This window comes from Hyalangium sp., assembly GCF_045802625.1.
In the GTDB taxonomy this organism is placed as follows: Bacteria; Myxococcota; Myxococcia; order Myxococcales; family Myxococcaceae; genus Hyalangium.
Genome location: NZ_JBJMQP010000042.1, coordinates 1 through 21,296, shown reverse-complemented (window position 1 = coordinate 21,296; position 21,296 = coordinate 1). Strand labels below are relative to the sequence as shown.

Below are 21,296 nucleotides of genomic sequence, written 5' to 3'. Positions count from 1 at the left end.
CTGGGAAGGCCCTATGCCCCACTCCAAGAATCCCGGCGGCTCCATGTACGTCGAGTTCGACCGGGAGGCGTGGCGGGCGCTGCGAGCGGCGACGCCCCTCCCGCTCTCGGCGGAGGAGGTGGAGAAGCTCCGCGGCCTCGGCGAGCACCTCGATCTCGATGAGGTGGCTGATGTCTATCTGCCGCTCTCGCGCCTGCTGAACCTCTACGTCGCGGCGACACAGAACCTGTGGGCCGCGCAACAGACGTTTCTCGGAGGTTTTGCCCAGAAGGTGCCCTTCATCCTGGGGATCGCCGGCAGCGTGGCGGTGGGGAAGAGCACCACGGCGCGCCTGCTCCAGGCGCTGCTGGCGCGCTGGCCGGATCACCCGCGCGTGGAGCTCGTCACCACCGACGGCTTCCTGCTGCCCAACCGGGTGCTCACCGAGCGCGGCATCATGCACCGCAAGGGGTTCCCCGAGAGCTACGATCGGCGCGCCCTGGTGCGCTTCCTCGCGGAGCTCAAGGCCGGGCGCCCCGAGGTGAATGCGCCGCTCTACTCGCACCTCATCTACGACGTGGTCCCCGGAGAGGTGAAGGTGATCCGCCAGCCGGACATCCTGATCCTCGAGGGGCTCAACGTGCTGCAGACCGGGCCGATGGAGGATGGGCACATCCCGCGGGTCTTCCTGTCCGACTTCTTCGACTACTCCATCTATGTGGATGCGAGCGAGGAGGACATCCGCCGCTGGTACGTGCAGCGGTTCCTGGGCCTGCGGGAGACGGCCTTCCGGGACGAGCGCTCCTTCTTCCGCCAGTTCGCCTCGTTCACCGAGGCGCAGGCCATCACGCGGGCCGAGTCCGTCTGGGATTCGATCAACGGACCCAACCTGGCGCAGAACATCGCGCCCACGCGCTCGCGCGCGCGGCTGATCCTCAGCAAGAGCGCCGACCACAAGGTGCGGCGCATCCGCATGCGGAAGATCTAGGCGCTCAGCCGGCGAAGACGGAGCGGCGCTCGCGCAGCAGCGCCTGGAGCATGCCCTGGATGGACTCGCGGGTGCGCTCGGTGAGGCGGTGCACCTCGGCCAGATCGTCCGCGGCGTCCGAGCCCAGCTCCTCCATCCCGATGGGCTCGCCGAAGCGCAGGGTCCACCGGGCCGGAAGCGGCATGGGGCTCGTCAGCGGCACGTAGGGCACCCCCAGGAAGCTGGCGGGGATGCGCCCCAGCAGCGGCGAGGTCTCCTCCGAGCCCACGATGGCCACCGGGATGATCGGCGCGCCCGTGCGCAGCGCCAGCTTCACGAAGCCTCCGCGCCCAAAGCGCTTGAGCTGGTAGCGCTGGGCGAACGGCTTGCTCAACCCCTGGTAGCCCTCGGGGAACACGAGCACCGGCCGCTGCTCGTCCAACAGCCGCAGCGCGTTCTCCGGGCAGGCCCGCACCGCGCCCAGGCGGTTGAAGAGCGTGCCCAGCACCGGCGCGTGGAAGATCTGATCCTCTACCAGCCAGCGCGGCTCGCGCAGCTCCGGCCGCTCGCGGAGGATGGCCAGCGAGGCCACCAGCCCGTCATACGGCAGCGCCCCGGAGTGGTTGGCCACGAGGATGACCCCGCCCGAGGGGAGCTGATCCGCCCCCTGCACCGAGACGCGCCAGTAGCGCTCGTACAGGAAGTCCAGCAGCGGCTGGAGCCCACCCACCAGCTCCGAGTCCCGCCCGTACTCGTCCAGCGACGTGCTGCCGCTGGTGCCCAGGCCCGCGCGCAGCGCGTCGAGCAACCCGTGGGCCGTCCCCAGCGCCTTGCCCACCGACGCGCTCGCCAGCGCCTGGAGGGCGATCTCCTTGGCCAGCGAGAACATCCCCACCGAGGGCGGGGCCGTGGGCTCCTGCTCCCCCTGGACCTGCTCGGTGAAGAACGGCTCCTTGGGAGACTCTCGATCCGAGGTGGGAGGAATCAGGGAGATGGGCGGCTGCCGCCCGGGGGGATACTCGTCGTCGGCCGTATCCGGCTGCTCGTCCTCGGACTCCTCCTGCGCCTGGGCGGCTTCGAGGCCCTCTCGTGCCTCCAGGGCGTAGGCCCTGTCGATGACCGTCACCTCGGCCGAGAACGCGGTGAAAGGCTCCTCGTCTTCGTCCGCTTCCTCTTCGTCCGCTTCCTCCTCGAAGGCCGCGGCGATCGCCGTCCGCTCTTCGAAGCTCTGCGCCTCTTTCTTCTCGCCAGAGCTCGGGGTGCCCGCCGCGAGCGCCGCGTCCAGCACGGCCTCGGCGGCGGCCTCGGCGGCTTCCGCCACGACGGCGGTGGCCAGCTCCCGGTTCCAGGTCTCGTCCAGCGAGCCCGGCGGAGCTCCCGTGCCCGACTGCTGGTTGTGCAGCGCCATCACCGTCTCCACGGCGACCTCGGCGGCGACCTCGACAGCAGCCTCCGTGGCCTCACTGGCCACGGCGGTGGCCAGCACCCGGTCCACCTCCTGCTCCTTCGGCGTCTGGGGCAGGGCCGCCTCCGGAGTCCCTCCGACCACGGGGACTCGAGCCGGGGGCCGCTTTCGTGGCGTCTCGGGAGCAGCAGGCTCTCGGAGCCGGTGCGCCTCCTCCTCCGTGGGGCCCCGGCCCTTGCGCCCCTTGGTTGGCTTGGGGGCCTTCGTGACTTTGGGCGTCTGGACAGTCTTGGCGGTCTCCGCGGCGGGAGTCTTGGCGGTCTTCGCCCGCTCGAGCGAGTGCATCGAGACGGTCTTCTCCGCCTTGCCGGAGGACTTGGACGGCGTGGCCTTCTTCGCGGCCTTGCCGCTCTTTCCGCCCGCGGGCTTCGCCTTCTTCGAGGCCGGAGCCTCCTGGGGCTGCTGGGCTTCGGAGGTGGGCGCTTCGGTGGGGCGCTGCGCGGCGCCGCGCTGGAACGGATCGTTCCCAAGCACACCCTTGGCCATGACTCAGTTCCTCCTCAGCGCCGCGGCGGCGTCCCGGGCGTGATGGATGGGAATGAAACCGAGCGCGTTCTCGGCACGCTCACCGTCCGCGACCCAGCTGTAATGGATGTAGTCGAGCAGCGCGATGGGCAATGCCGCCGCTCCCACCGTGGCCAGCGTGTGCAAGGCGGCACGGAACAGCGGGCCGGGCAGGGGAAGCGAGCGGCTGCCCGCCTGCCGGATGAGGCCCGAGAGCGGCAGGACGCCCTGGCCCACGATGTTGAAGTCCCCCGAGGCGTCCGCCGTGAGCGCCATGTGCAGGGCGCGGGCGGCGTCCTCCTCGTGGATGGCCTGCCACAGCGGATCGAAGCCCAGCAGCGTGGGCACCACGGGGCGCTTGAGCATGCGCGTGGCCGGGTTGTCCACCGAGGGGCCGAGCACCGGAGCGAACCGCAGCACGAGCACGCGCGTGTCCGGGTGGCGCTCTCGGAAGGAGCGCACCTGGCTCTCCACCTGCACCTTGTCGGAGACAAAGCGGCTGTGAGGACAGCCCGCCAGCGGCGCCTCCTCGCGGAGCAGGGCCGGGTGCTGTCCTCGCGCGCCATACACCGCGGTGAGCGAGGGCACCACGAGCCGGGGCAGCTTCGCGCGCCCCGCGGCGGCCAGCACGTTGATGGTGCCCACCACCTCCAGCTCGTGCGCCAGCGAGCCGTTGCGCACCGGCCCGAACAGGAAGGCCAGGTGGTAGAGCGCGTCCACGGGGCGCTCGGTGAGGGCCTCGGTCAGCTCGCCCTCGGCGTCATGGCGCGTGAGATCCACACGGTGGTACTCCACCTTGTCGCCCTCGGGCCGGGTGACGTCCAGCACCAGGACGCTCTCGACGGCGGGATCCTTCTCCAGCAGCGGCAACAGCAGCCGGCCGAAGTCCCCGCTGGCGCCGGTGACGGCGACGCGCAGCCCCCTCTTGCCTGCATGAGTCGCATCCATTCCGGGGTGGGCGTGTTAGCCCAAGCGCTGACGGAACGCTACTAAGGAGGGAGGGGGCCGCTTTCAGACGTCAACTCACCGCCGTATCCGTGGCGCTCTGGGGCGCCAGGCGCATGGGCTGCACCTGGCCGTAGGTGAGCGAGCGCCACAGCCACTCGGCCGGGCCGAAGCGGAAGCGCGACAGCCACCCGTGGCTGAAGGGCACCTGGAGCGCGAAGACGGCCAGCGTGAGCGCCACGCACCGCGACGGCGGCAGCCTGCCCACGAGGCCCAGCCCCCACCCATCGTAGAGGCAGATGCTCACCACCGACTCCAGCAGGTAATTGGTGAGCGCCATGCGCCCCACCGGGGCCAGCACCTGCATCACCCTGCGCCAGCGCTCGCGCTGGAAGAGCAGGGCGAAGGCGGCCACGTACACCGCGCCCAGCCCCAGATAGCCCAGCTCCTGGATGGCGGGCATGACCACTGTCCAGGCGTCCTTCGCCGGGTCCACCAGCCCCGCGACGCGCAGGCGCTGCATCCCGATCATCGCGCCATTGCCCAGCACGCCCAGCACCAGCCCCCAGACGAGCAGCCGGCGGTGCCAGGGGCGGTTGCGCTCCACCTCCTGCATCAGCAGGTGCCGCCCCGCGAGCAGGCCCAGCAGGAAGCGGCCCAGGATGCCCGCCATCCAGAGCAGGCGGTTCATCTGAAAGAGCATGGCCGTGAGGAAATAGCGCGCGTTCTCCTTCTGGGTCGTCCAGAAGGAGCCGCTGGAGAGGCCCGCGAGGAACCGGGCCCGCAGCTGGGCGGCGTGCTCCTCACCGGCCTTCGCCGACTCGGCCGCGGCCTGCGCGCCGTGCAGCAGGATGGGACCGAAGCGCTGGAGGGCGGGGACCAGCAGCGGCACCGCCACCAGCAGCACCAGCGCCCAGGCCACCACCGTCCGGTCCGAGCGTTGACGGAAGAGCAGCAGCACGAAGCCCACCAGCGCGTAGGTGGAGAGGACGTCGCCGGCCCACACCCCAAAGATGTGCGCCACGCCGATACCCAGCAGCACCAGCAGCCGCCGCGAGTACAGCGGGACGATGGGACTTCCCCGAGCCTCGGCGCGCGAGAGCTGGATGGAGAAGCCCAGCCCGAAGAGGAAGGAGAAGAGGGTCATCGCCTTCTGGTTCACGAAGAAGTGATAGAGGGAGCTGACCACTGCCTCGAGCGGAGGTGCCGCCAGCGCCTCGGACTGCTTGTGCGGCAGGAGGTTGCGGCCGCTGAACCAGGTGAAGCTGTTGGAGACGAAGACGCCGCACAGCGCGAAGCCGCGCAGCACGTCCAGCAGGGTCACCCGCTCGGAGACATCCACCGGACGGGCCTGGGCCCCAGGAGCCGAGGCGGGAGGAGTGGGTTTGGACATGTCCCTAGCAGATGCTCACATTCACCCCGCGTCCAGCCCCCGCTGTTTCACCTCGCGGACGACACGCTGAGCTGTACATCCTTCAGTCCAGGGCACGACTTCTCCGGGGATGGGTGCCAACTTCTCAGGTGTTGCGTCTGGCGCCCTACCCTGAGAGGCTGAAGAGCGCCCATGGCCCGCATCGCCCGACTCAGTAATGATCTGATCAACAAGATCGCCGCCGGCGAGGTGGTCGAGCGCCCCGCCTCCGTGGTGAAGGAGTTGGTGGAGAACTCGCTGGACGCGAGCGCGCGCACCGTGCAGGTGGCCCTGGAGGGTGGGGGACTGCAGCGCATCGTCATCTCGGATGATGGGCATGGCATGGGGCGCGAGGACGCGGTGCTCTGCCTGGAGCGCCACGCCACCAGCAAGCTTCGCGAGCTGGATGATCTGCACAACCTGGTCAGCAAGGGCTTCCGGGGCGAGGCCCTGCCGGCCATCGCCGCCGTGTCTCGCTTCTCCCTGCACACCGCCGAGCCGGACGCCGAGGTGGGCACTCGCGTGACGGTGGAGGGTGGGGGGCCTCTGCACGTGGAGGACGCGCCGCCGCGAGTGGGCACGGTGATGACGGTGGAGGAGCTCTTCTACAACACGCCCGCCCGGCTCAAGTTCATGCGCCGCGCCGAGACGGAGCTCAAGCACGTGGAGGAGGCCGTCATCCGCATCGCCCTGGCCCACCCCGAGGTGTCCTTCCTCGTGGAGCACGGCGGGCTGCCCCTGTTCACCAGCCCAGCCTGCCCGGACGATCCCACCGAGCGCATCGCCGCGGCGCTCGGCGCGGATGTGCACCCCCACCTGTTCCCCGTGGAGGAGCGGCGCCTGGGCGTCAGCGTCACCGGCTTCATCGCCTCGCCCGAGTACACCCTGCCCACCGCTCGCGGCATCTACACCTTCGTCAACCGCCGCTACGTGAGGGATCGCGGCCTGCTGTCCTCCATCCAGCGCGCCTATCAGGAGTACCTGCCGTCCGGGCGCCAGCCGCTCGTGGTGCTCTTCCTCGAGGTGGATCCCCACACCGTGGACGTGAACGTGCATCCGCAGAAGCTGGAGGTTCGCTTCTCCGACTCGCGTGGCGTGTACGACGCGGTGCTCGCGGCCATCGTCCGCACGCTCCGGGCCGCTCCCTGGCTGGGCGCCGCGCCCCAGGAGGCCGATCCGAAGCGCCAGGCCGCCCACTATGCCCAGGCCGTGGAGCGCTTCCTCACCCGGGCGCAGGAGGCCGTCTGGGGCGCTCCGCTGCCGCTGCCCACAGCCGCGGATGCCCCTGCTCCGGGCATGCCGCCGCCGCCCGTGCCCATGGGCCGGGCCCCCGCCTTCGGTCAGGCCCTGCCGATGCTCAACGAGGCCCCTCCGCCCGGCTACTTCGCCTCGCTGCGGCCCATGGGCGTGCTCGGCGAGCGCTTCCAGGTGTGTGAGGGCTCTGGCGGCACGCTGGTGGTGCTGGACCGGCACGCGGCGCTGGAGCGTGCACGGCTGATGGACTTCCACCACCTGCTGGAGGAGGGCCAGGGGCCCGCGCCCTCGCTCTTTGGCACCACGGTGGAGCTGCCGCTGCCGGTGGCCAAGGCGCTCATGGGCGGGCGCGAGGCGCTGGCGCGGCTGGGCCTGGACGTGGAGCCCTTCGGCGGGACGAGCTTCGCGCTCAAGTCGGTGCCTCCCGGCCTGGAGGGGGTCGATCCCCGAACCCTCCTGGAGGCGCTCTCCCATGCGCTGCCGCCCCCCGGCACCTCGCTGGACGCGGTGGGGCTGGCCGAGGCGCTTCGGGTCATGGCCTGCCACTCCGCCCAGGCCTCGGCGGACAAGCTCACGGACGCGCAGCTCCGCTCCCTGCTCGGGCAGCTGGATGCGGCGGACTTCCACCCCACGTGCCGGCACGGCACCGTCGTGGTGCTGGAGATGCCCCTGCTGGAGCTGGAGCGGCGCGCTCGCTGACGCAGCAGGCTCCTCACGGACGGAAAATTGACGCTCCGGGGGCCACTGTTACGGTGCGCCACACCCCTGTAGCACTGGCGGGCGGAGGCTACGCGGGACGGACTCGCGCTCCGCCGGAAGAACCCGTGATGCGCCCGAGCCACCTGCTCACCCTCGTTGCCACCCTCGTCGCCTTCACCGCGTCCGCCCAGGACGACGGCCCCTCGCTCGAGGGCGTAGGCCGCATCTCCATCCAGGGCGGCTGGCGCTATGCCGCCAACACCACCTTCTACGACCACTTCTACTCGGTGCCGGGCAATGAGGGCCTGACGCGCACCAGCCCCTCGCGCGGAGGGCCACTCGTGGCGGGCACCTTCGCTTATGGGATCTCGGATCTGGTGGAGCTCGGCATCGACCTGTTCGCCCACGGCCAGCGGATCCAACTCACCGGGCAGCCCCAGCTGACGACCGTCGGCTATGGCGCGCTGATCGGCCTGCGGTTCCGGTCGTGGCTGGACATCGGCCCGGAGGGGATGGTGCCTTTCCTGGGCCTGCTCACCGGCCCCATCCTCGCGACGGCGGCGTTCGAGGGCCAGCCTCTCCACGAGACATACTCCCAGGCCTGGGGAGGGACCGTGGGAGCGACCTTCCGCCTGAACCCCACCTGGGGGATCAGCGCCGAGTTCCGCCAGATCTTCGCCCGAGGGGCCGTGGTCCTGAACAACCAGAACGTGGGCTCGTTCAACGCCGGGGGAAGCTGGCTCACCGTGGGGGTGAACTACACCTTCCCCAAGGACTTCGGGCCGTCCACGAAGGCCCCCTTCTAGCGCGCGGGCGCTCGTCCCTCCGGTTGCCCCTGGACGCCGGTCGGAAATGAGTGGGCATCCGGGCCCTGTTCCCGGTGCCGAAAGTCGTTGAACTCCAGGGGAACTTTTACGATGCGCGAGCCGGCCGAAGTCCTTTCCGGGCCTACCAGGAAGATGTCCATGGCAGCAGCCGATACCAACAAGCCAGAGTCCGACAACAAGGAGCTGACGGAGATCCGCAAGGAGGTGATCGAGGCCCGTAACCTCGTCATCAAGACGGACAACCTCCTCAAGAACCTCCACGCCGAGGTGAAGGCGGTCGGCAAGCGCCACGAGGACTTCCAGCGCCGCCAGTGGCTCTCCTCCGGCGTGGCCTACGCCCTGTTCGCCATCCTGGCCGTGGGCGGCGCGATCATGACCACCCGCGCCAGCACCTCCACCGCCGACGCCGAGCGCGAGCGCCTGGAGAAGTCCGTGGCTGATCTCACCTCGCAGCTCGAGAAGCAGCGCGCGGAGCTGTCCGCCAACCAGAACGCCCAGCGCGCCGCCGCGGACGTCTACAAGCTGATGACCACGCTGCCCGGCGACGAGCGGCTCAAGGGCATTGACGCGCTGGTGAAGCTGGACACCTCGCGCCTGTCCGCGCTGGAGCGCCAGGCGCTCAACGATCGCGCCGGGCTGCTGCGCAAGGAGATCGGTGACTCGGCCCTCGAGCGGGGCAAGGCCGCCTTCCGCCGCAACGACATGAAGGGCGCCGCCGAGGATCTGTCGCGCTTCATGGCCATGAACCCCAGCGAGTCTGACGTGCAGGAGGCGTCCTTCTTCCTGGGCGCCGCCTACAACGCCATCGGTCAGCACGACAAGGCGGTGCCGCTGCTGGCCCGCTTCGTGGAATCGGACAAGAAGTCCAAGACGCGTGACTACGCCATGGTGCTGCTGGCTCAGTCGTACCAGGAGAGCAACCAGGCAGAGAAGGCGCTGGCCACCATCCGCGATGCGATCGGCACGTACCCCGCCAGCCAGTACCTGGGCGCCATGAAGGCGCGGCTGAACTCGGCCAAGCGGCAGCTCGGCCTGATGGATGGCGCGGCCCCGGCTCCGGCCACGGAGACTCCGGCGGCGGCCCCGGCTCCGGCGGCGGCGGCTCCTGCCACGGCGGCTCCGGCTCCGGCCAAGCCAGCCCCGGCGGCTGCGGCTCCGGCGGCCACGCCTCCCGCGGCGCACTGATCCGGCTCTCGAGCGGGTGAGGGACAGGCTCCCCACCCGCACGGGCCGTACCGTCGAGCAGTCGGGTGGGGGACGGATGACCCTTCGTTCCTACCCACCGCAGCAAGTCCGTCGTTGCCACGAAGGTGCCTCGGTCGTAAGACGGGGCTCCGTGTCCGACGTCGACCCCCGGAAAGACCCTCGCTTCCGCTCGTTCCGCGCCGCCGCGTATGGGTTCCATGTGGCCGTCACCACGATCTTCTGCCTGTGGCTCATCGTGAACGTGAGCCACTCGGTGGCGGCGATGACCCCCGAGACGCTGCCCCCCGCCGAGCCCGCTCAGGTGCTCTCCTTCCGCGAGTGCGTGGACGCCGCGCAGGCGCTGTGGACGGAACTGGAGAACAAGCGCGAGACGCTGGTGCGCGACGTGCCCGCTCGCAATGTGGATCAGGAGTGGATGCGCTTCCGCACCGCCTGGCTCCAGCGGCTGCGCGAGCGCGAGAGCCGCTGCGCCATCGACTCGCGCGAGCGCGCGGAGCTGCGCACCGTCTTCAACCGCCTCGAAGAGGTGCAGGATCTCTACACCATCCACGCGGTGCAGTACGCCGGCGAGGTGGGTGGGGCGGTGGATGCGCTCCAGGCGGCCTTTGACGCCGCCCGCCGCAACTCGGCGGCTGGCCGTCTGCCCTGATCGAGCCGATCCACCTTCCTTGGAGCCTGTCGGATGCTGAAGGCCCGTGTATGGGTGGCCCAAGCCCCGCGGCAATCTCTCGCCTGCGCCGAAGGGGAGGTCCTGCACTGGAGGCGGCTGGTTGTGCGCGGAGGGAGGTTGGTAACCTTTCCCAGGAAGTCCATTTTATTAGCTCGAGAAAGGTTTCGTTCATGAGTGACTCCGTGATGGCAGCGGACAAGGCGATGACGGGTCTTTGGGACAAGCACCTGGAGGCGGAGTTCGCCCACAAGAGCCCGGACGCAGCGATGTCGACGATGACGAGCAACCCGCGCGTCACCATCGTGCCGATCATGGTCGGCGGCAGGGGGCCCGAGGAGCTGAAGAACTTCTACGCCCGGCATTTCCTCAACCAGCTCCCGCCGGATCTCGAGGTCACCAGCGTGTCGCGCACGGTGGGCGCCAGCCGCGTCGTGGACGAGCTCGTGATCAAGTTCACCCACACCATGCAGATGGACTGGGTGCTGCCGGGCGTTCCTCCCACGGGCAAGCGCATCGAGTTCCCCATGGTGGTGGTCGTCTACACCGAGGGCGATCAGATCGCGGCGGAGAACCTCTACTGGGACACCGCGACGATCCTGCTCCAGGCTGGGCTCCTGCCCGACACGAAGTTGCCCGTGCCGGGGGCCGAGAGCGCTCGCAACATGCTCAGCCACACCGCGCCACTCAACGAGCTGATCAAGCGCACCCAGCGCTGACGCGCGGCTCCGCTCGCGGGCAGGCGGTCGAGAATCCCGCGCCTGCCTGGGTCCTGTTAGAGTGCTCCTACTCCCCAGGGAGGGGCTCTCATGAAGGATATTGTCTACGTCGTGGCGAAGCTGCAGGCGCGGGCTGGCAAGGAAGAGGGGCTGAGGAAGCTGATCGAGCCGCTCATCGAGCCGACGAAGCGCGAGAAGGGGTGCCGCCGGTACTCGCTGATGCAGGATCGGCAGAACCCGGCGGTGCTGACCATCCTGGAGGAGTGGGAGACCGACGCGGATCTCAACACGCACCTGGCGCTTCCGCACCTCCAGACGGTCTTCTCCCAGCTCCCGGATCTGCTCGCGGCGCCGCCGGACATCGTGCGCTACAAGCAGATTGGCTGAGCGTCCAGACTCCGGGCGGCTCGCGCTCCAGCCGGTGCGAGCTGCCCGCCACTCGCCGGGTCCACGCCTCAGCGCGTGGGCAGGGTGGCAGCGTAGGCGCCGGTGCTGTCGGACACCGTCTGGGCCAGCAGCACGGAGGTGGGCTTGCCCTCCACATTCACCACGCGGAAGAAGCGGATGGAGGCGTAGGGGACGCCGGGGATGGGGCTGTCATGAGCCTCGCTGTTCATCACCAGCCCGGTGACGCGGCGGCCCTTGGAGAGGGTGAAGGGCGCCAGCTCCAGATTCGTGGAGGGCTGTACCGTGACGAAGCGGCTGACGCGCGGCAGGTTCTCCGCGGGGATGAAGTCGAAGCGGTACTCGCCCGGATCCAGCCGGAGGCGGTAGTGGCCCTCCTCGTCGGTGGCGGAGTCCGCCTCGGTGCCCATCGCGGGCCGAGGCCAGCCTGGCACCTCGCCCACGGGCTCGGCCACCACGCGCACGCCCGCTGCGGGCACCCCGTCAGGCCCCAGCAGGGTGCCCTGGGCAATGACCTTGTCCGGGCAGATGACGTCACTGAGCGCGGCGCCCCCGCGAGGAATGGCCGTGGGCTGCAGGAGGATACCGGCGGCCGAGCTGGTCGGCGGCACCGCATAGAGCGTCATGGGTGTGTCCAGGCTGCTCGGCAGGGAGCTCAGCTCGAAGCGCCCATCCGCCCCGGTGACGGCGGTGCCGCTGCGGAACTGGCCTCCGCCGCCCACCTTGCCCTGGAGGTACACGGAGGCGTTCGCCACGGGCTGGCCGTCCCGGTCCACCACGCGGCCCTGCACGGTGACGGGATCGCCGTAGTCGCCCAGCTCCAGCGGCGGAGTGATTCCGGGGCGTGGGTCCACGGTGAACGCCTTCTGCGGCACCAGCACGTCGGCGCGAGGCACCGTCACCTGGACGAGCACATGATCCAGCTTCGCGGCGGACGGAGGCAGCGCCAGGACGAAGTCCCCCGTGGCCCGGGTCACCGGGACGCGCTGGGACAGGGGACTGAGCGCGTCACTCAGCGCCTGGACTTCCAGATCCGCGTTCACCAGCGTGGTGCCCAGGCGAACCACCTTGCCGGCCAGGTGGGTGATGGCGGTGGGCGCGGGCAGCAGGAAGTCGAGCCCCACCGTGTGGCCTGGCTCCACCACCACGCCCTCCTGCCGGAGGGGAGGCACCTCGGGGTCCGCGGCGAGCAGGGTGACGGTGTAGCGGCCGGAGCCGCTCCAGAGCTGGTACAGGCCATTGTCCGGAACGAGCGTGCCCTCGTAGCGGCGAGTCAGCCCAGGGATGAGCAGGCTCTCGCCGGAGGTGCGCACGGTGACGGTGCTCGAGTAGGCCGTGGTGCTGGGCCCGGACAGCAGGCTCTCGCGGACCACCTTGCCCTGGAGGGAGGCGGGCTTGAAGAGCTCCAGGTTCTGCTGGGCCCGCAGGTTGTCCACCGGGAAGTCCTGGGCGTGCTGGCCCGCCTTCGGGTTGGGCGTCACCTCCACGACGATGTGCTGGCCCGGATCGCCGCAGCCATCCGGGAAGCACACCTGGCCCTCCGAGCACTCGGAGTCGTTCCGGCAGACGAGCAGGCTCTCCTTGGGCGAGTCCGGCAGATAGGCACACCGGAGGCCCCCCAGGGCCAGCGCCAGCAAGGCCATGCGCATGCGTCTCATTGGCAGTCTCCGCGGACGGTGTCGACGAACCACGCGTGGGTCACCGCGTAGCCCGGGTTGACGACGACGGTGCCCCCATCCAGGGTGATGCTGCCCACCGGCACGGGCTCGCGGCCCACCAGCCGGGTGTCGCTCACCAGGGCTTCCACCAGGTGGGTCCCCGGCGCGCTGAGCGGGCTGTTGGCCGCGCGCAGATTGATGCGCAGCGTGGGCCTGTCTCCGCGCTGGGGCTCGCCATTGTTGGCGAGCTGGAACTCGCGGTAGGCCCCGGTGGGGTTCTGGTCGTCGTAGTCCAGGTACCAGCGCACCGTGATGAGATCATCCACGTCCGGGTCCTCCACGACGACGGAGAAGTCCAGCTCGCACAGGCCGTTGGCGCCGAAGTCCTGGATGATGGGGTCGGGGGGCTGCACCTGGGTCTCCACGATGCGCGGGGGGCGGTTGCGGCGCTGGGGCAGGCTCTCCAGGAGCGTGTCGTCCTGGGGAACGAGGCACCCGCTCGCCATGCCCGCCGCCCACGCCAGTCCCAGCCACCTCAGCGGGAGTGCAAGCAATCCCCTGGCCAGGGGAGAACGAGTGGATTCCATAGGGAGCATGGGAACTTGGCAGGAGGAGCACGCCGGGAGCACGGGGAGACCGCGACAGTCGCGTCGCGGTGGCTACAGGAGCTCCTCCTCTTCGGGAGGTAGGGGCTTGCCATTCTTCTCGGCCTCGAGCTTCTCCAGGTGGCGGAAGATGGTGCGCGGATCCACGCCCAGATCCTTGGCCGTCTTGGTGCGGTTGCCGTTGTTCCGGGCGAGCACCTCGTTGATGTAGCGCTTCTGGAACTCTTCCTTGGCCTGGAGCAGGGGCATGATGGGGTCCAGGTTCTCGGGCTTGAGATCCAGATCATCCGCCCCGAGCAGCGGCTTGTCGGCCAGCACCACGGCCTTCTTGAGGCGGTTCTCCAGCTCGCGGATGTTGCCCGGCCAGGCGTACTTCTTCATGGCCACGGTGGCCGCGGGGGTGAAGCCCTTCACCTTGGAGCCGAACTCCTTGGCGTACTTCTGGAGGAAGAACCTGCCCAGGACGATCACGTCCTCGCCGCGCTCGCGCAGCGGAGGCAGCTTCAGGGTGACGACGTTGAGCCGGTAGTAGAGATCCTCGCGGAAGGTGTTCTTCTTCACCTCCTCCTCGAGGATCTTGTTCGTCGCGGCCACCACGCGGATGTCCACCGCCTCGCCGCGGTTGTCGCCGACCTTGTAGACGACCTTCTCCTGCAGCGCGCGCAGCAGCTTCACCTGGAGCTGGAGCGGCATCTCGCCGATCTCATCCAGGAAGAGCGTGCCGCCGATGGCCGCCTGGAACTTGCCGGGCCGCGTGGCCACCGCGCCGGTGAAGGCGCCCTTCACGTGGCCGAACAGCTCGCTCTCCAGCAGGTTCTCGGGGATGGCGCCGCAGTTGATGGTGACGAAGGGGCCCTTGGCGCGCGGCGAGTGCCGGTGGATCTCCCGGGCGATCAGCTCCTTGCCGGTGCCCGTCTCGCCGGTGATCAGCACGGAGATGTCCGTGAGCGCGATCTTGTCGATGCGCTTGTACACGTCCTTCATGCCCTGGCAGGCGCCGACGATGTCCCCGTAGCGCTGGTCCTCCAGCTTCTTGCGCAGCTCGGTGTTGTCCAGCTTCAGCTCGTTCACCAGCAGGGCGTTGTGCAGGATCAGCGAGGCCTGCGCCGCGAAGATGGTGAGCATGTCCAGGCTCTTGGGCTCGAAGCGGTTCACCAGCCGGTCATTGCCCACGTAGAGCAGGCCGAACAGCTCGCCCTTGTGCATCAGCGGCACGCACATGACGGAGTGGACCTTGAGGTTCACCACCGACTCGCTGGCCTTGAACTCGGGGGCGTCGATGGCGTCCGCGATGATCAGCGGCTTCTGGTCCTTGACCACCTTGGAGATGATCGAGTCCGACAGCTTCTCCACCGCGTCCTCGATGTTCTCCCGCGAGAGGTTGCGCGCCACCTTCACCCGCGGCTCGTTGCTCTCCATGAGGATGAGGAAGCCCTTGTCCGCGCGAGTCACCTCGATGACCTCGTCCATCAGGTTCTCGAGGAGCTTGTCCACATCGTAGCTGCCCAGCAGCCGCTCGCTGAACGTGGTGAGCCGGCGCAGCATGGCCAGCTCGCGGCCGGGGACGCCGGGGATCTCGGCGGTGTGGGACTCGTCCGAGGCGGGGGCCTCCGTGGTGATGGAGGGCAGCGGCGTGGGGCGCGGCGCGGGAGCATCGTCCCGGGTGAAGGTCAGCTCGGTGCCGCCTACGCGGATGACGTCCTCGGAGGCCAGCACGTGCGAGTCACGCTTCTTGCCGTTGATCTGGAACGTGGCCCCCAGGCTGCCTACCTGGTAGCGGCTGCCATCGAAGAGCACGTGGAGGGCGCTGTCTGGGACGCTCGGATCGTTGAGCTGCACATCGTTGTCCGTGCCTCGCCCGATGCTGGTGATGCGCTTGAGCAGGGGGACCGTTCGGACCTTTCCATCAGGAGTACGGACGCTGAGGCTGGCCATGGTGAGGGCTCCGGGTGAGCCGAGCTAGAAGGTGAGGGTGAGCCCGGCGCCGAGCCCGCCGGAGGTGGGAAAGAGCCGAAGCCGGGCCGAGGGGCCACTGTGGGCCGGAGCAGGGCTGGGCAGCGGAGCAGGCCGCTCCTCGATGGTGGTGGTCACCACCTGATCCTCGTGGTGGTAGAGGGCGTCGGACACACCCAGCGCATACACGGTATAGAAGCCCGCAGCCGAGCCGATTTTGAGCAGCCGCCACACATCCGCCTGCCGGGAGCGGTTGGTGGGGATGTAGCGCAGGGTGAGGGTGGCCTTGCCCGTCTCGGTGAGCACGTCATCGACCTCGACGGTGGATGTCTCGAAGAGGGCCTCGTAGGCGAAGTAGGCGATGACGCTCGTCACCGCGAGTGCACCCTCGGAGGCGGCGAAGACGATGCCGAGGCTGGTGCGGCCCTGCTGGAACTGGCCCGCGCCGAAGGGAACGAAGTTCACCAGGAAGTTGCGCTTCTCCACCGTGCGGATCGTCACCTGGCGGGCGAGCGCCTCGGTGCGGCGGCGTTGCTCCTCGGCGGTCAGCCGCTCGCGCTCCCGGCGCTCGGCCTCCACGCGCGCCCGCTCTTGCTGGAGCCGGCGCTCCTGCCGGAGAAAGTCCAGCTCCGAGTCCATCTTCTGCTTGAGCTTGTCGAAGTAGGCCACGGCGGGCGGTGGCACCACGAACGGGTCCAGGCTGTGGTCCGGATCCAGCCGCAGCAGCGCGCTGAAGTGGCGCTCGGCGTCGTTCATCCGCTGGAGGTTGAAGGCGGCCAGGCCCGCGAGCTCGTGCAGATCGACGAGCTGCTCGTCGCTCAGGCTGCCCCGATCGATCCGGCTGCCAGCGCGCTCGAGCACCTCGGCGTACTTGCCATACTCGAAGGCGGCGCGGATGCCGGCCAGCTCCGTGTTCGTGTCCTGCGCGCGTGCGGCCACCGGTGCCAGCAGCGCTGGCAGCAGGCAGAGCAGGAGCGGCAGGCCGCGGCTCATTCGGCGACGAGGCTCCCGTGCAGGGTGACGGGCTTGCCGGGCTCGACGAGCACCATGCGCTTCTCCGTCCGATAGCCTGGGGAGCTTACCTCGTACTCCACGCGGTGCTGGAAGCTCGCGGGGCCTCGGGGCGACTCGATGGTGAAAGGGTGCTCCTGGCTGTCCCGCGCGGTCCGCAGCTCCTTGCCCACCCGGACCTGGGCCTCGGCGGGCTGATAGTCGAAGGAGAGCCGCGCCGGCTTGAGCTGGGCGCGCAGCCGGAAGACGTTCTCGGTGCCCGGGACCACGTTGATGGTCTCCACGGCGTCCTCACACCACTCGCACCGCACGGTGATGGCGTGGCGCCCGGGTGCCAGCTGGAGATCATGCTGGGCCAGCGCTTGGGGGCTCGGAACCTCCGTGTCGACCTGGATGGCACCGTAGGGACGCACGAGGATCGACACGTGCACCTTCGCCGGGCGCGAGCTCTCAACGCGAGGCGTCTCGGTGCGAGGGGTGGCCTTCTTCGTCGAGGCCGGCTCCTCGGAGGAGGGCTCCTCCGAAGTGGGATGAGCGGGCTCAGGCGTCGCGGAGAGCGAGGCCGGCGGCTGGAGGGGCGCGGTCGGCCCTGGATCGGTTACCTGTGGCGTCGTGGGTGTTTCGGGAGGGCTCGGATTGGGGGGAGCGACAGTCGTCTGGCGCGAGCGGAACAGGAAGTACCCACCCGTGACGAGCGCCGCGAGGATCACGAGCGTCACGCCCGCCTGGGCGCCACGCTTCATCCACAGCCGGCGGCGCTTGGCGCGGTTGAGCCCATCGAGCATCGCGAGGGCGCGGGCGTTCTGCCCATCCAGGGCGAGCACCTGGTTGAGGCAGGCCAGGGCGCGCGGGGTGCGCTTCTCGGCGAGGAACCGCTCGCTGCGCTCCAGCAGGGTCGCGACGATGCGCTGGCGAGCCGTCTTCTTATAGGAGGCCGGATCCGTGAAGAAGGAGGTCAGCTCCTCGTTCACGCGAGGGAAGCCCAGCCCGGTGAGGTAGTCGGCGAGCGCATCGCGCAGCCCGCCCGCGTTCGGGTAGCGCTGGTACCGGTCCCGCTGCAGGCACCGGGAGATGATCTCCGCCAGCTCGTCCGAGAGCGCGGCCACGCGGCGGCGTGGATCCTCGTAGGCCCCGTCCAGGATGCGCTTGAGGGTGGCCGTCGTGTTGGGCGCGCTGAAGGGCAGCCGGCCGGTGACGAAGGCGTAGAGCATGATGCCCAGCGAGAAGACGTCCGCCTCGGGGCCGGCCTCCAGGCCCTCGATGATCTCGGGGGCCATGTGCGCGGGCGAGCCCACCAGCCCGCCGGTGACGGTCATCCGCTCCTCGGTCTCCAGGAGCTTGGCGATCCCGAAGTCCATCAGCTTGAGCACGCCGTCCTCGCGGATCATGACGTTCTCGGGCTTGAGATCGCGGTGGATGACGCCTTCCTCGTGCGCGTGGGCGAGCGCCGCGGCCAGCTCGTGGACGATCATCGCGGCGAGCTCGGGCGGCTCCAGCCCACCCTCGTCCAGGAACTGCCGCAGCGTGCGGCCGCGGATGTACTCGGTGACGATGTACGCGTTCTGCGAGTCGGCCGCGGAGAAGTCGAACACCTCGAGGATGTTGGGGTGATGCAGCCGGGCCACGGCCCTGGCCTCGCGCGCCAGACGGCGGCGGGACTCGTCCTTGCCGGCCAGGTGCGGGTGCAGCACCTTCACCGCCACCTCGCGATCCAGAGCGGTGTCGAGCCCTTTGTACACGACGCTCATACCCCCCGAGCCGAGCTGCTCGAGGATCCGGTAACGACCGATCTGGCGGCCAATGAGCGTCATCGTGTCCAGGCTTCTCTCTCAGTCCCCGAAGCTGATCCCCATGCTCTTGGCGAAACGCACGGGCTCGCCGTCCGGATCCACGCGGCGCTCCTTGCGAGACTCGCTCAGCGGAGCGGTGACGATCCGGCCCTCCCTCAGCGCCACCATCGAGTCCCACTGCCCGTCGCGCACCAGATCGAGCACCTTGCAGCCGTACATGGTCGCCAGCAGCCGGTCCGCCGCCGACGGGCTGCCGCCGCGCTGCAAGTGGCCGAGCACGGTGACGCGGATCTCCGCCGGGATGTGCCTGGCCAGCAGGTCCGCGCACACCTTGCCCGCGCCGCCCAGGCGCACCACGCCGCGCCCGGGGATGTCTCCGGCCTGATCGAGCACGGCCAGGGTGCCGCCCACGGGGTAGGCGCCCTCGGCGACGGCGATGATGGAGAAGCTGCGCTTGCGGCTGCCCCGGCGGTGGATCTTCTCGACGATGGACTCCACGCGGTAGGGGATCTCGGGGATGAGGATCACGTCCGCGCCCCCGGCGATGCCGCTGTCCAGCGTGAGGAAGCCCGCGTGGCGGCCCATGATCTCCACCACCATCACGCGATCGTGGGACTCGGCGGTGGAGTGCAGCCGATCAATGGCCTCGGTGCAGATGGCGCGGGCGGTGTCGAAGCCAAAGGTCTGGTCCGTGCCGGACAGATCGTTGTCGATCGTCTTGGGGCAGCCCACCACGCGCAGCCCCTTCTCGGTGAGCTTGTGGCCGATCGTCAGCGTGCCGTCCCCGCCGACGGCGATCAGCCCATCGAGCTTCAGCTCCTCGGCGCGGTGCAGGGCCACCTCCGAGAGATCCTTCTCCACCCAGGTGCCGTTCTCGAGCACGGCGTACTGGAAGGGGTTGGCCTTGTTGGAGGTGCCCAGGATGGTGCCGCCCTTGGGGAGGATGCCCCGGGTGTCTTCCTCGGTGAGCGGGCGGGTGAGATCGGGCTCGACGAGCCCCATGTAGCCGTTCTCGATGCCCACGAACTCGTGGCCGAACTCGTGGACCCCACGCTTCACCAGCCCTCGGATGAGGGCGTTGAGGCCGGGGCAGTCACCGCCACCGGTGAGGACTCCGAGTCGTAGAGGTCGGGGCATAAAGTCGGACGCGGCTGTCAGAGGACAAGGGAGAGCCTATGACAGCCGCGTCGGGGCGGGATTGTAGGACCCACCCCCCAGGTGCGCAACGCACGAATCGCGCGCTGCGTCGAAGAGGAGACGCGAACTTCAGGGCCTCATTAAGGCGGGAGACGAGCCGAATCAGTCTCGCTTGATCCGGCGCCGGGCAGCCAGGCGATCGAGCAAGGCCTGGAGCCGGTGTTGGGGCTCCTTGGGGAGCGCCCGATCCGTGGGGGAGTGCACGGGAGCGGTGGTGGCCAGGCGGTAGAGCTCGACGAGGCGCTCCTTGATGAGCTCGTTGTCGGGGCGCTCCTGGAGGGCGCGGCGGTAGGCGGCGGCGGCTCCGGCGTAGTCCCCGAGAGCGAACAGGCGCTCGCCTTCCTGGACGGGCGAGGAGGGACCCTGGCGTGCGGGTTGCTCGGGGGCGGGCGCACGGGCCTTGGGGGAGTGGAGCTCCATGGGCTGGAGGGACTCGCGGAGGAGGGCGAGCTTCTGGGCGAGGGCTTCGTCCTGGGGGAACTGTTGGACGAGCGTCTCGTAGAGGCCGACCGCCTCGGCGAGATCTCCGCGCCGCAAGGCGCGTTCGGCGCGCGCCTGCATGTCGGCCCGGGCTTCAAGGGTCATTGGAGCCGCAGGTTAACGTGCGGGGCCTCCAGGGCGCACGGGGTTATCCTCGGGCAGGCCCATGCTCCTCTCCTCGCTCACGCTCAGCCTGTTGCTGGTCCAGGGCGCGCTCGGCTCCGAGCTGCGCAAGGACGGCTACAGCTTCCGTCCGCCCGCGGGCTTTCGGATGGTGCGGCAGGAGCCCTATGCGGGGACGAGGGCGGGAGCGGTGACGCTGGACCCAGGGGCTCCGCGGTTCTTGTCGGCGGCACTGTCGGATGGGGAGGGGCCCGAGGCGGCGATGCTGCTGGTGGCGGTGGTGGAGGGGACGTTGGCGGCCAGCCCTTCGGAGCGGGACGACTTCGGGGCGGCGGTGGTGCGGCACTTCGACAAGGAGCTGGGGCTGACGCTGGTGCCGGACCGGGTGGAGCGGATGACAGGGCCTACGCCACGGGTGGAGGTGCTGGGGACGCTCCGGGAAGCAGGGCAGGTGCGGACGGTGCTGGTGGTGGGGCTGGCCTCCGAGGGCCGGCACGCGGTGGTGACGGTGAGCGCGCCAGCGGCCCGATGGGAGGAACTGGCGCCGCAGGTGGAGGCCTCGCTGGAGACGCTCCGGATGGAGGCGCCAACGCACGGAGGCCTGTCACGCCGGGCCGCGGGAGCGCTGGCGGGAGCGCTGGCGGGCGCGCTGGTCGCTTCCTATGCAGCGTGGCGCCGTCGGAGGCACTGAGCTGCGCACTTGTGAAGCGGCCTTGGCCCTTGCGACTCACAACTTGGTGACTCTTCCGATCTCCGCATCCAACCATTCCAGGTAGTAGTACGTGCTCGTAAAGGTCGCCCTCCTGCCGGGGGCGGATCGCGAATTGATCCCGACGAGCGAGAGGCCTCGTTTGTCTTCGCGAAAGCAGGGGCCGCCACTGTCGCCGGGGAGCGCCAGGGAGCCTGGTGGCTCGATCGTGAATTTTTCAGTGCCGGGCAGGGTGATCGTGTTCTTGCCGAAGCGGCGCGTAGGCTGGTTGTCGTTGAACACAACGAGGCCGTTCTCAACGGCATCCGCGCCATAGCCAACGACGACGATGGGATCCTTGGCCCTGAGGACGCTCCTGGCTGGCGGAGTGACTGGGAATCTGTTCTCCGCGGCCTTGTCCAAGGAGATGACAGCGAGATCCGCCTGGCTCTCCAGAACGGTGTCCACGACAACATAGCGTGCTTCTCCTTCAACCGTGCTGCCCTCGACCGCTGCATCGGGAGGAACGAGGAGTTTCTTCTTCTTGAGGATGGCTTTGAAGTCGTGATGGGCGCGCACAACTCCGGTGTAGCGCTGGATGTAGGGGCGCTGTCCTGGGCTGGCATAGGCAATCGCGATGACCGTCGCGAACTTCTCGCAAGTTGAGCTGTCGAGGGTGGTGGTGTCTTTGTCTTCGCGCCCTCGGCATACGCAATGTCCGGCCGTAAGGACGAGGCGAGGAT

19 protein-coding genes are annotated in these 21,296 nt (G+C 69.4%); 8 read left to right on the top strand and 11 right to left on the bottom strand.

What is annotated here, in order from left to right:
• Nucleotides 1–13 precede the first annotated feature (13 nt).
• Entirely contained in the window at nucleotides 14–967 is a 954-nt protein-coding gene (gene coaA / locus ACJ8AT_RS07730; protein WP_407736986.1) for a type I pantothenate kinase, read from the top strand.
• 4 nt (nucleotides 968–971) lie between these two features.
• Here the strand turns inward: coaA and ACJ8AT_RS07725 are convergent, their stop codons facing one another.
• From ACJ8AT_RS07725 to ACJ8AT_RS07715, 3 genes are all read right to left on the bottom strand, one after another.
• Nucleotides 972–2,897, bottom strand: a complete 1,926-nt coding sequence (locus tag ACJ8AT_RS07725; RefSeq protein ID WP_407736985.1) for a 1-acyl-sn-glycerol-3-phosphate acyltransferase — start codon at nucleotides 2,895–2,897, stop codon at nucleotides 972–974.
• Nucleotides 2,898–2,900: 3 nt separating this feature from the next.
• Nucleotides 2,901–3,863, bottom strand: coding sequence for an SDR family oxidoreductase (locus ACJ8AT_RS07720; protein WP_407736984.1), 963 nt, complete (start codon nucleotides 3,861–3,863; stop codon nucleotides 2,901–2,903).
• A 70-nt stretch (nucleotides 3,864–3,933) separates the two neighbouring features.
• Nucleotides 3,934–5,253, bottom strand: a complete 1,320-nt coding sequence (locus ACJ8AT_RS07715; protein WP_407736983.1) for a DUF418 domain-containing protein — start codon at nucleotides 5,251–5,253, stop codon at nucleotides 3,934–3,936.
• A 171-nt stretch (nucleotides 5,254–5,424) separates the two neighbouring features.
• Between ACJ8AT_RS07715 and mutL the strand changes: the two genes are divergently transcribed.
• The 6 genes from mutL (at nucleotide 5,425) to ACJ8AT_RS07685 (ending at nucleotide 11,030) form a co-directional block, all read left to right on the top strand.
• Nucleotides 5,425–7,224: a DNA mismatch repair endonuclease MutL gene (mutL, locus tag ACJ8AT_RS07710; protein WP_407736982.1), complete on the top strand. Its 1,800-nt coding sequence runs from the start codon at nucleotides 5,425–5,427 to the stop codon at nucleotides 7,222–7,224.
• 128 nt (nucleotides 7,225–7,352) lie between these two features.
• Complete coding sequence (locus ACJ8AT_RS07705; protein WP_407737051.1) at nucleotides 7,353–8,030, top strand: hypothetical protein; 678 nt, start codon at nucleotides 7,353–7,355, stop codon at nucleotides 8,028–8,030.
• A gap of 159 nt (nucleotides 8,031–8,189) precedes the next feature.
• On the top strand, nucleotides 8,190–9,236 hold the full coding sequence (locus ACJ8AT_RS07700; protein WP_407736981.1) for a tetratricopeptide repeat protein: 1,047 nt from the start codon (nucleotides 8,190–8,192) through the stop codon (nucleotides 9,234–9,236).
• A gap of 151 nt (nucleotides 9,237–9,387) precedes the next feature.
• The gene (locus tag ACJ8AT_RS07695) at nucleotides 9,388–9,906 is read left to right on the top strand and encodes a hypothetical protein (protein WP_407736980.1); all 519 of its coding nucleotides are present in this window, start codon (nucleotides 9,388–9,390) and stop codon (nucleotides 9,904–9,906) included.
• Nucleotides 9,907–10,097: 191 nt separating this feature from the next.
• Nucleotides 10,098–10,643 carry an ester cyclase gene (locus ACJ8AT_RS07690; protein WP_407736979.1) on the top strand — a complete coding sequence of 182 codons (546 nt, stop codon included), beginning with the start codon at nucleotides 10,098–10,100 and terminating at the stop codon, nucleotides 10,641–10,643.
• A 90-nt stretch (nucleotides 10,644–10,733) separates the two neighbouring features.
• The gene (locus ACJ8AT_RS07685; protein WP_407736978.1) at nucleotides 10,734–11,030 is read left to right on the top strand and encodes a putative quinol monooxygenase; all 297 of its coding nucleotides are present in this window, start codon (nucleotides 10,734–10,736) and stop codon (nucleotides 11,028–11,030) included.
• Between the two features lie 68 nt (nucleotides 11,031–11,098).
• Here the strand turns inward: ACJ8AT_RS07685 and ACJ8AT_RS07680 are convergent, their stop codons facing one another.
• From ACJ8AT_RS07680 to ACJ8AT_RS07650, 7 genes are all read right to left on the bottom strand, one after another.
• Nucleotides 11,099–12,706 carry a carboxypeptidase regulatory-like domain-containing protein gene (locus ACJ8AT_RS07680; RefSeq protein ID WP_407736977.1) on the bottom strand — a complete coding sequence of 536 codons (1,608 nt, stop codon included), beginning with the start codon at nucleotides 12,704–12,706 and terminating at the stop codon, nucleotides 11,099–11,101.
• Complete coding sequence (locus tag ACJ8AT_RS07675; RefSeq protein WP_407736976.1) at nucleotides 12,703–13,293, bottom strand: hypothetical protein; 591 nt, start codon at nucleotides 13,291–13,293, stop codon at nucleotides 12,703–12,705. Before ACJ8AT_RS07675 ends, ACJ8AT_RS07680 begins: the two co-directional genes overlap by 4 nt.
• Before the next feature lie 72 nt (nucleotides 13,294–13,365).
• Entirely contained in the window at nucleotides 13,366–15,246 is a 1,881-nt protein-coding gene (locus tag ACJ8AT_RS07670; RefSeq protein ID WP_407736975.1) for a sigma 54-interacting transcriptional regulator, read from the bottom strand.
• A gap of 24 nt (nucleotides 15,247–15,270) precedes the next feature.
• The gene (locus ACJ8AT_RS07665) at nucleotides 15,271–16,257 is read right to left on the bottom strand and encodes a hypothetical protein (protein WP_407736974.1); all 987 of its coding nucleotides are present in this window, start codon (nucleotides 16,255–16,257) and stop codon (nucleotides 15,271–15,273) included.
• Complete coding sequence (locus tag ACJ8AT_RS07660; RefSeq protein WP_407736973.1) at nucleotides 16,254–18,086, bottom strand: protein kinase domain-containing protein; 1,833 nt, start codon at nucleotides 18,084–18,086, stop codon at nucleotides 16,254–16,256. Before ACJ8AT_RS07660 ends, ACJ8AT_RS07665 begins: the two co-directional genes overlap by 4 nt.
• An 18-nt stretch (nucleotides 18,087–18,104) precedes the next feature.
• Complete coding sequence (locus tag ACJ8AT_RS07655; RefSeq protein WP_407736972.1) at nucleotides 18,105–19,202, bottom strand: 6-phosphofructokinase; 1,098 nt, start codon at nucleotides 19,200–19,202, stop codon at nucleotides 18,105–18,107.
• Nucleotides 19,203–19,364: 162 nt separating this feature from the next.
• Complete coding sequence (locus ACJ8AT_RS07650; protein ID WP_407736971.1) at nucleotides 19,365–19,847, bottom strand: tetratricopeptide repeat protein; 483 nt, start codon at nucleotides 19,845–19,847, stop codon at nucleotides 19,365–19,367.
• A 61-nt stretch (nucleotides 19,848–19,908) separates the two neighbouring features.
• Between ACJ8AT_RS07650 and ACJ8AT_RS07645 the strand changes: the two genes are divergently transcribed.
• Nucleotides 19,909–20,556, top strand: coding sequence for a hypothetical protein (locus ACJ8AT_RS07645; protein WP_407736970.1), 648 nt, complete (start codon nucleotides 19,909–19,911; stop codon nucleotides 20,554–20,556).
• 36 nt (nucleotides 20,557–20,592) lie between these two features.
• Here the strand turns inward: ACJ8AT_RS07645 and ACJ8AT_RS07640 are convergent.
• On the bottom strand, nucleotides 20,593–21,296 hold a 704-nt coding region (locus ACJ8AT_RS07640; protein ID WP_407736969.1), incomplete at its 5' end, for a trypsin-like serine peptidase.

Coding starts and splice junctions, on each gene's coding strand:
- ACJ8AT_RS07655 (WP_407736972.1), bottom strand. CDS start 19,202: ATGCCCCGACCTCTACGACTCGGAGTCCTCACCGGTGGCGGTGACTGC.
- ACJ8AT_RS07700 (WP_407736981.1), top strand. CDS start 8,190: ATGGCAGCAGCCGATACCAACAAGCCAGAGTCCGACAACAAGGAGCTG.
- ACJ8AT_RS07645 (WP_407736970.1), top strand. CDS start 19,909: ATGCTCCTCTCCTCGCTCACGCTCAGCCTGTTGCTGGTCCAGGGCGCG.
- ACJ8AT_RS07650 (WP_407736971.1), bottom strand. CDS start 19,847: ATGACCCTTGAAGCCCGGGCCGACATGCAGGCGCGCGCCGAACGCGCC.
- ACJ8AT_RS07680 (WP_407736977.1), bottom strand. CDS start 12,706: ATGAGACGCATGCGCATGGCCTTGCTGGCGCTGGCCCTGGGGGGCCTC.
- ACJ8AT_RS07690 (WP_407736979.1), top strand. CDS start 10,098: ATGAGTGACTCCGTGATGGCAGCGGACAAGGCGATGACGGGTCTTTGG.
- ACJ8AT_RS07675 (WP_407736976.1), bottom strand. CDS start 13,293: ATGGAATCCACTCGTTCTCCCCTGGCCAGGGGATTGCTTGCACTCCCG.
- ACJ8AT_RS07725 (WP_407736985.1), bottom strand. CDS start 2,897: ATGGCCAAGGGTGTGCTTGGGAACGATCCGTTCCAGCGCGGCGCCGCG.
- ACJ8AT_RS07720 (WP_407736984.1), bottom strand. CDS start 3,863: ATGGATGCGACTCATGCAGGCAAGAGGGGGCTGCGCGTCGCCGTCACC.
- ACJ8AT_RS07660 (WP_407736973.1), bottom strand. CDS start 18,086: ATGACGCTCATTGGCCGCCAGATCGGTCGTTACCGGATCCTCGAGCAG.
- mutL (WP_407736982.1), top strand. CDS start 5,425: ATGGCCCGCATCGCCCGACTCAGTAATGATCTGATCAACAAGATCGCC.
- ACJ8AT_RS07715 (WP_407736983.1), bottom strand. CDS start 5,253: ATGTCCAAACCCACTCCTCCCGCCTCGGCTCCTGGGGCCCAGGCCCGT.
- ACJ8AT_RS07665 (WP_407736974.1), bottom strand. CDS start 16,257: ATGAGCCGCGGCCTGCCGCTCCTGCTCTGCCTGCTGCCAGCGCTGCTG.
- ACJ8AT_RS07685 (WP_407736978.1), top strand. CDS start 10,734: ATGAAGGATATTGTCTACGTCGTGGCGAAGCTGCAGGCGCGGGCTGGC.
- ACJ8AT_RS07705 (WP_407737051.1), top strand. CDS start 7,353: ATGCGCCCGAGCCACCTGCTCACCCTCGTTGCCACCCTCGTCGCCTTC.
- coaA (WP_407736986.1), top strand. CDS start 14: ATGCCCCACTCCAAGAATCCCGGCGGCTCCATGTACGTCGAGTTCGAC.
- ACJ8AT_RS07670 (WP_407736975.1), bottom strand. CDS start 15,246: ATGGCCAGCCTCAGCGTCCGTACTCCTGATGGAAAGGTCCGAACGGTC.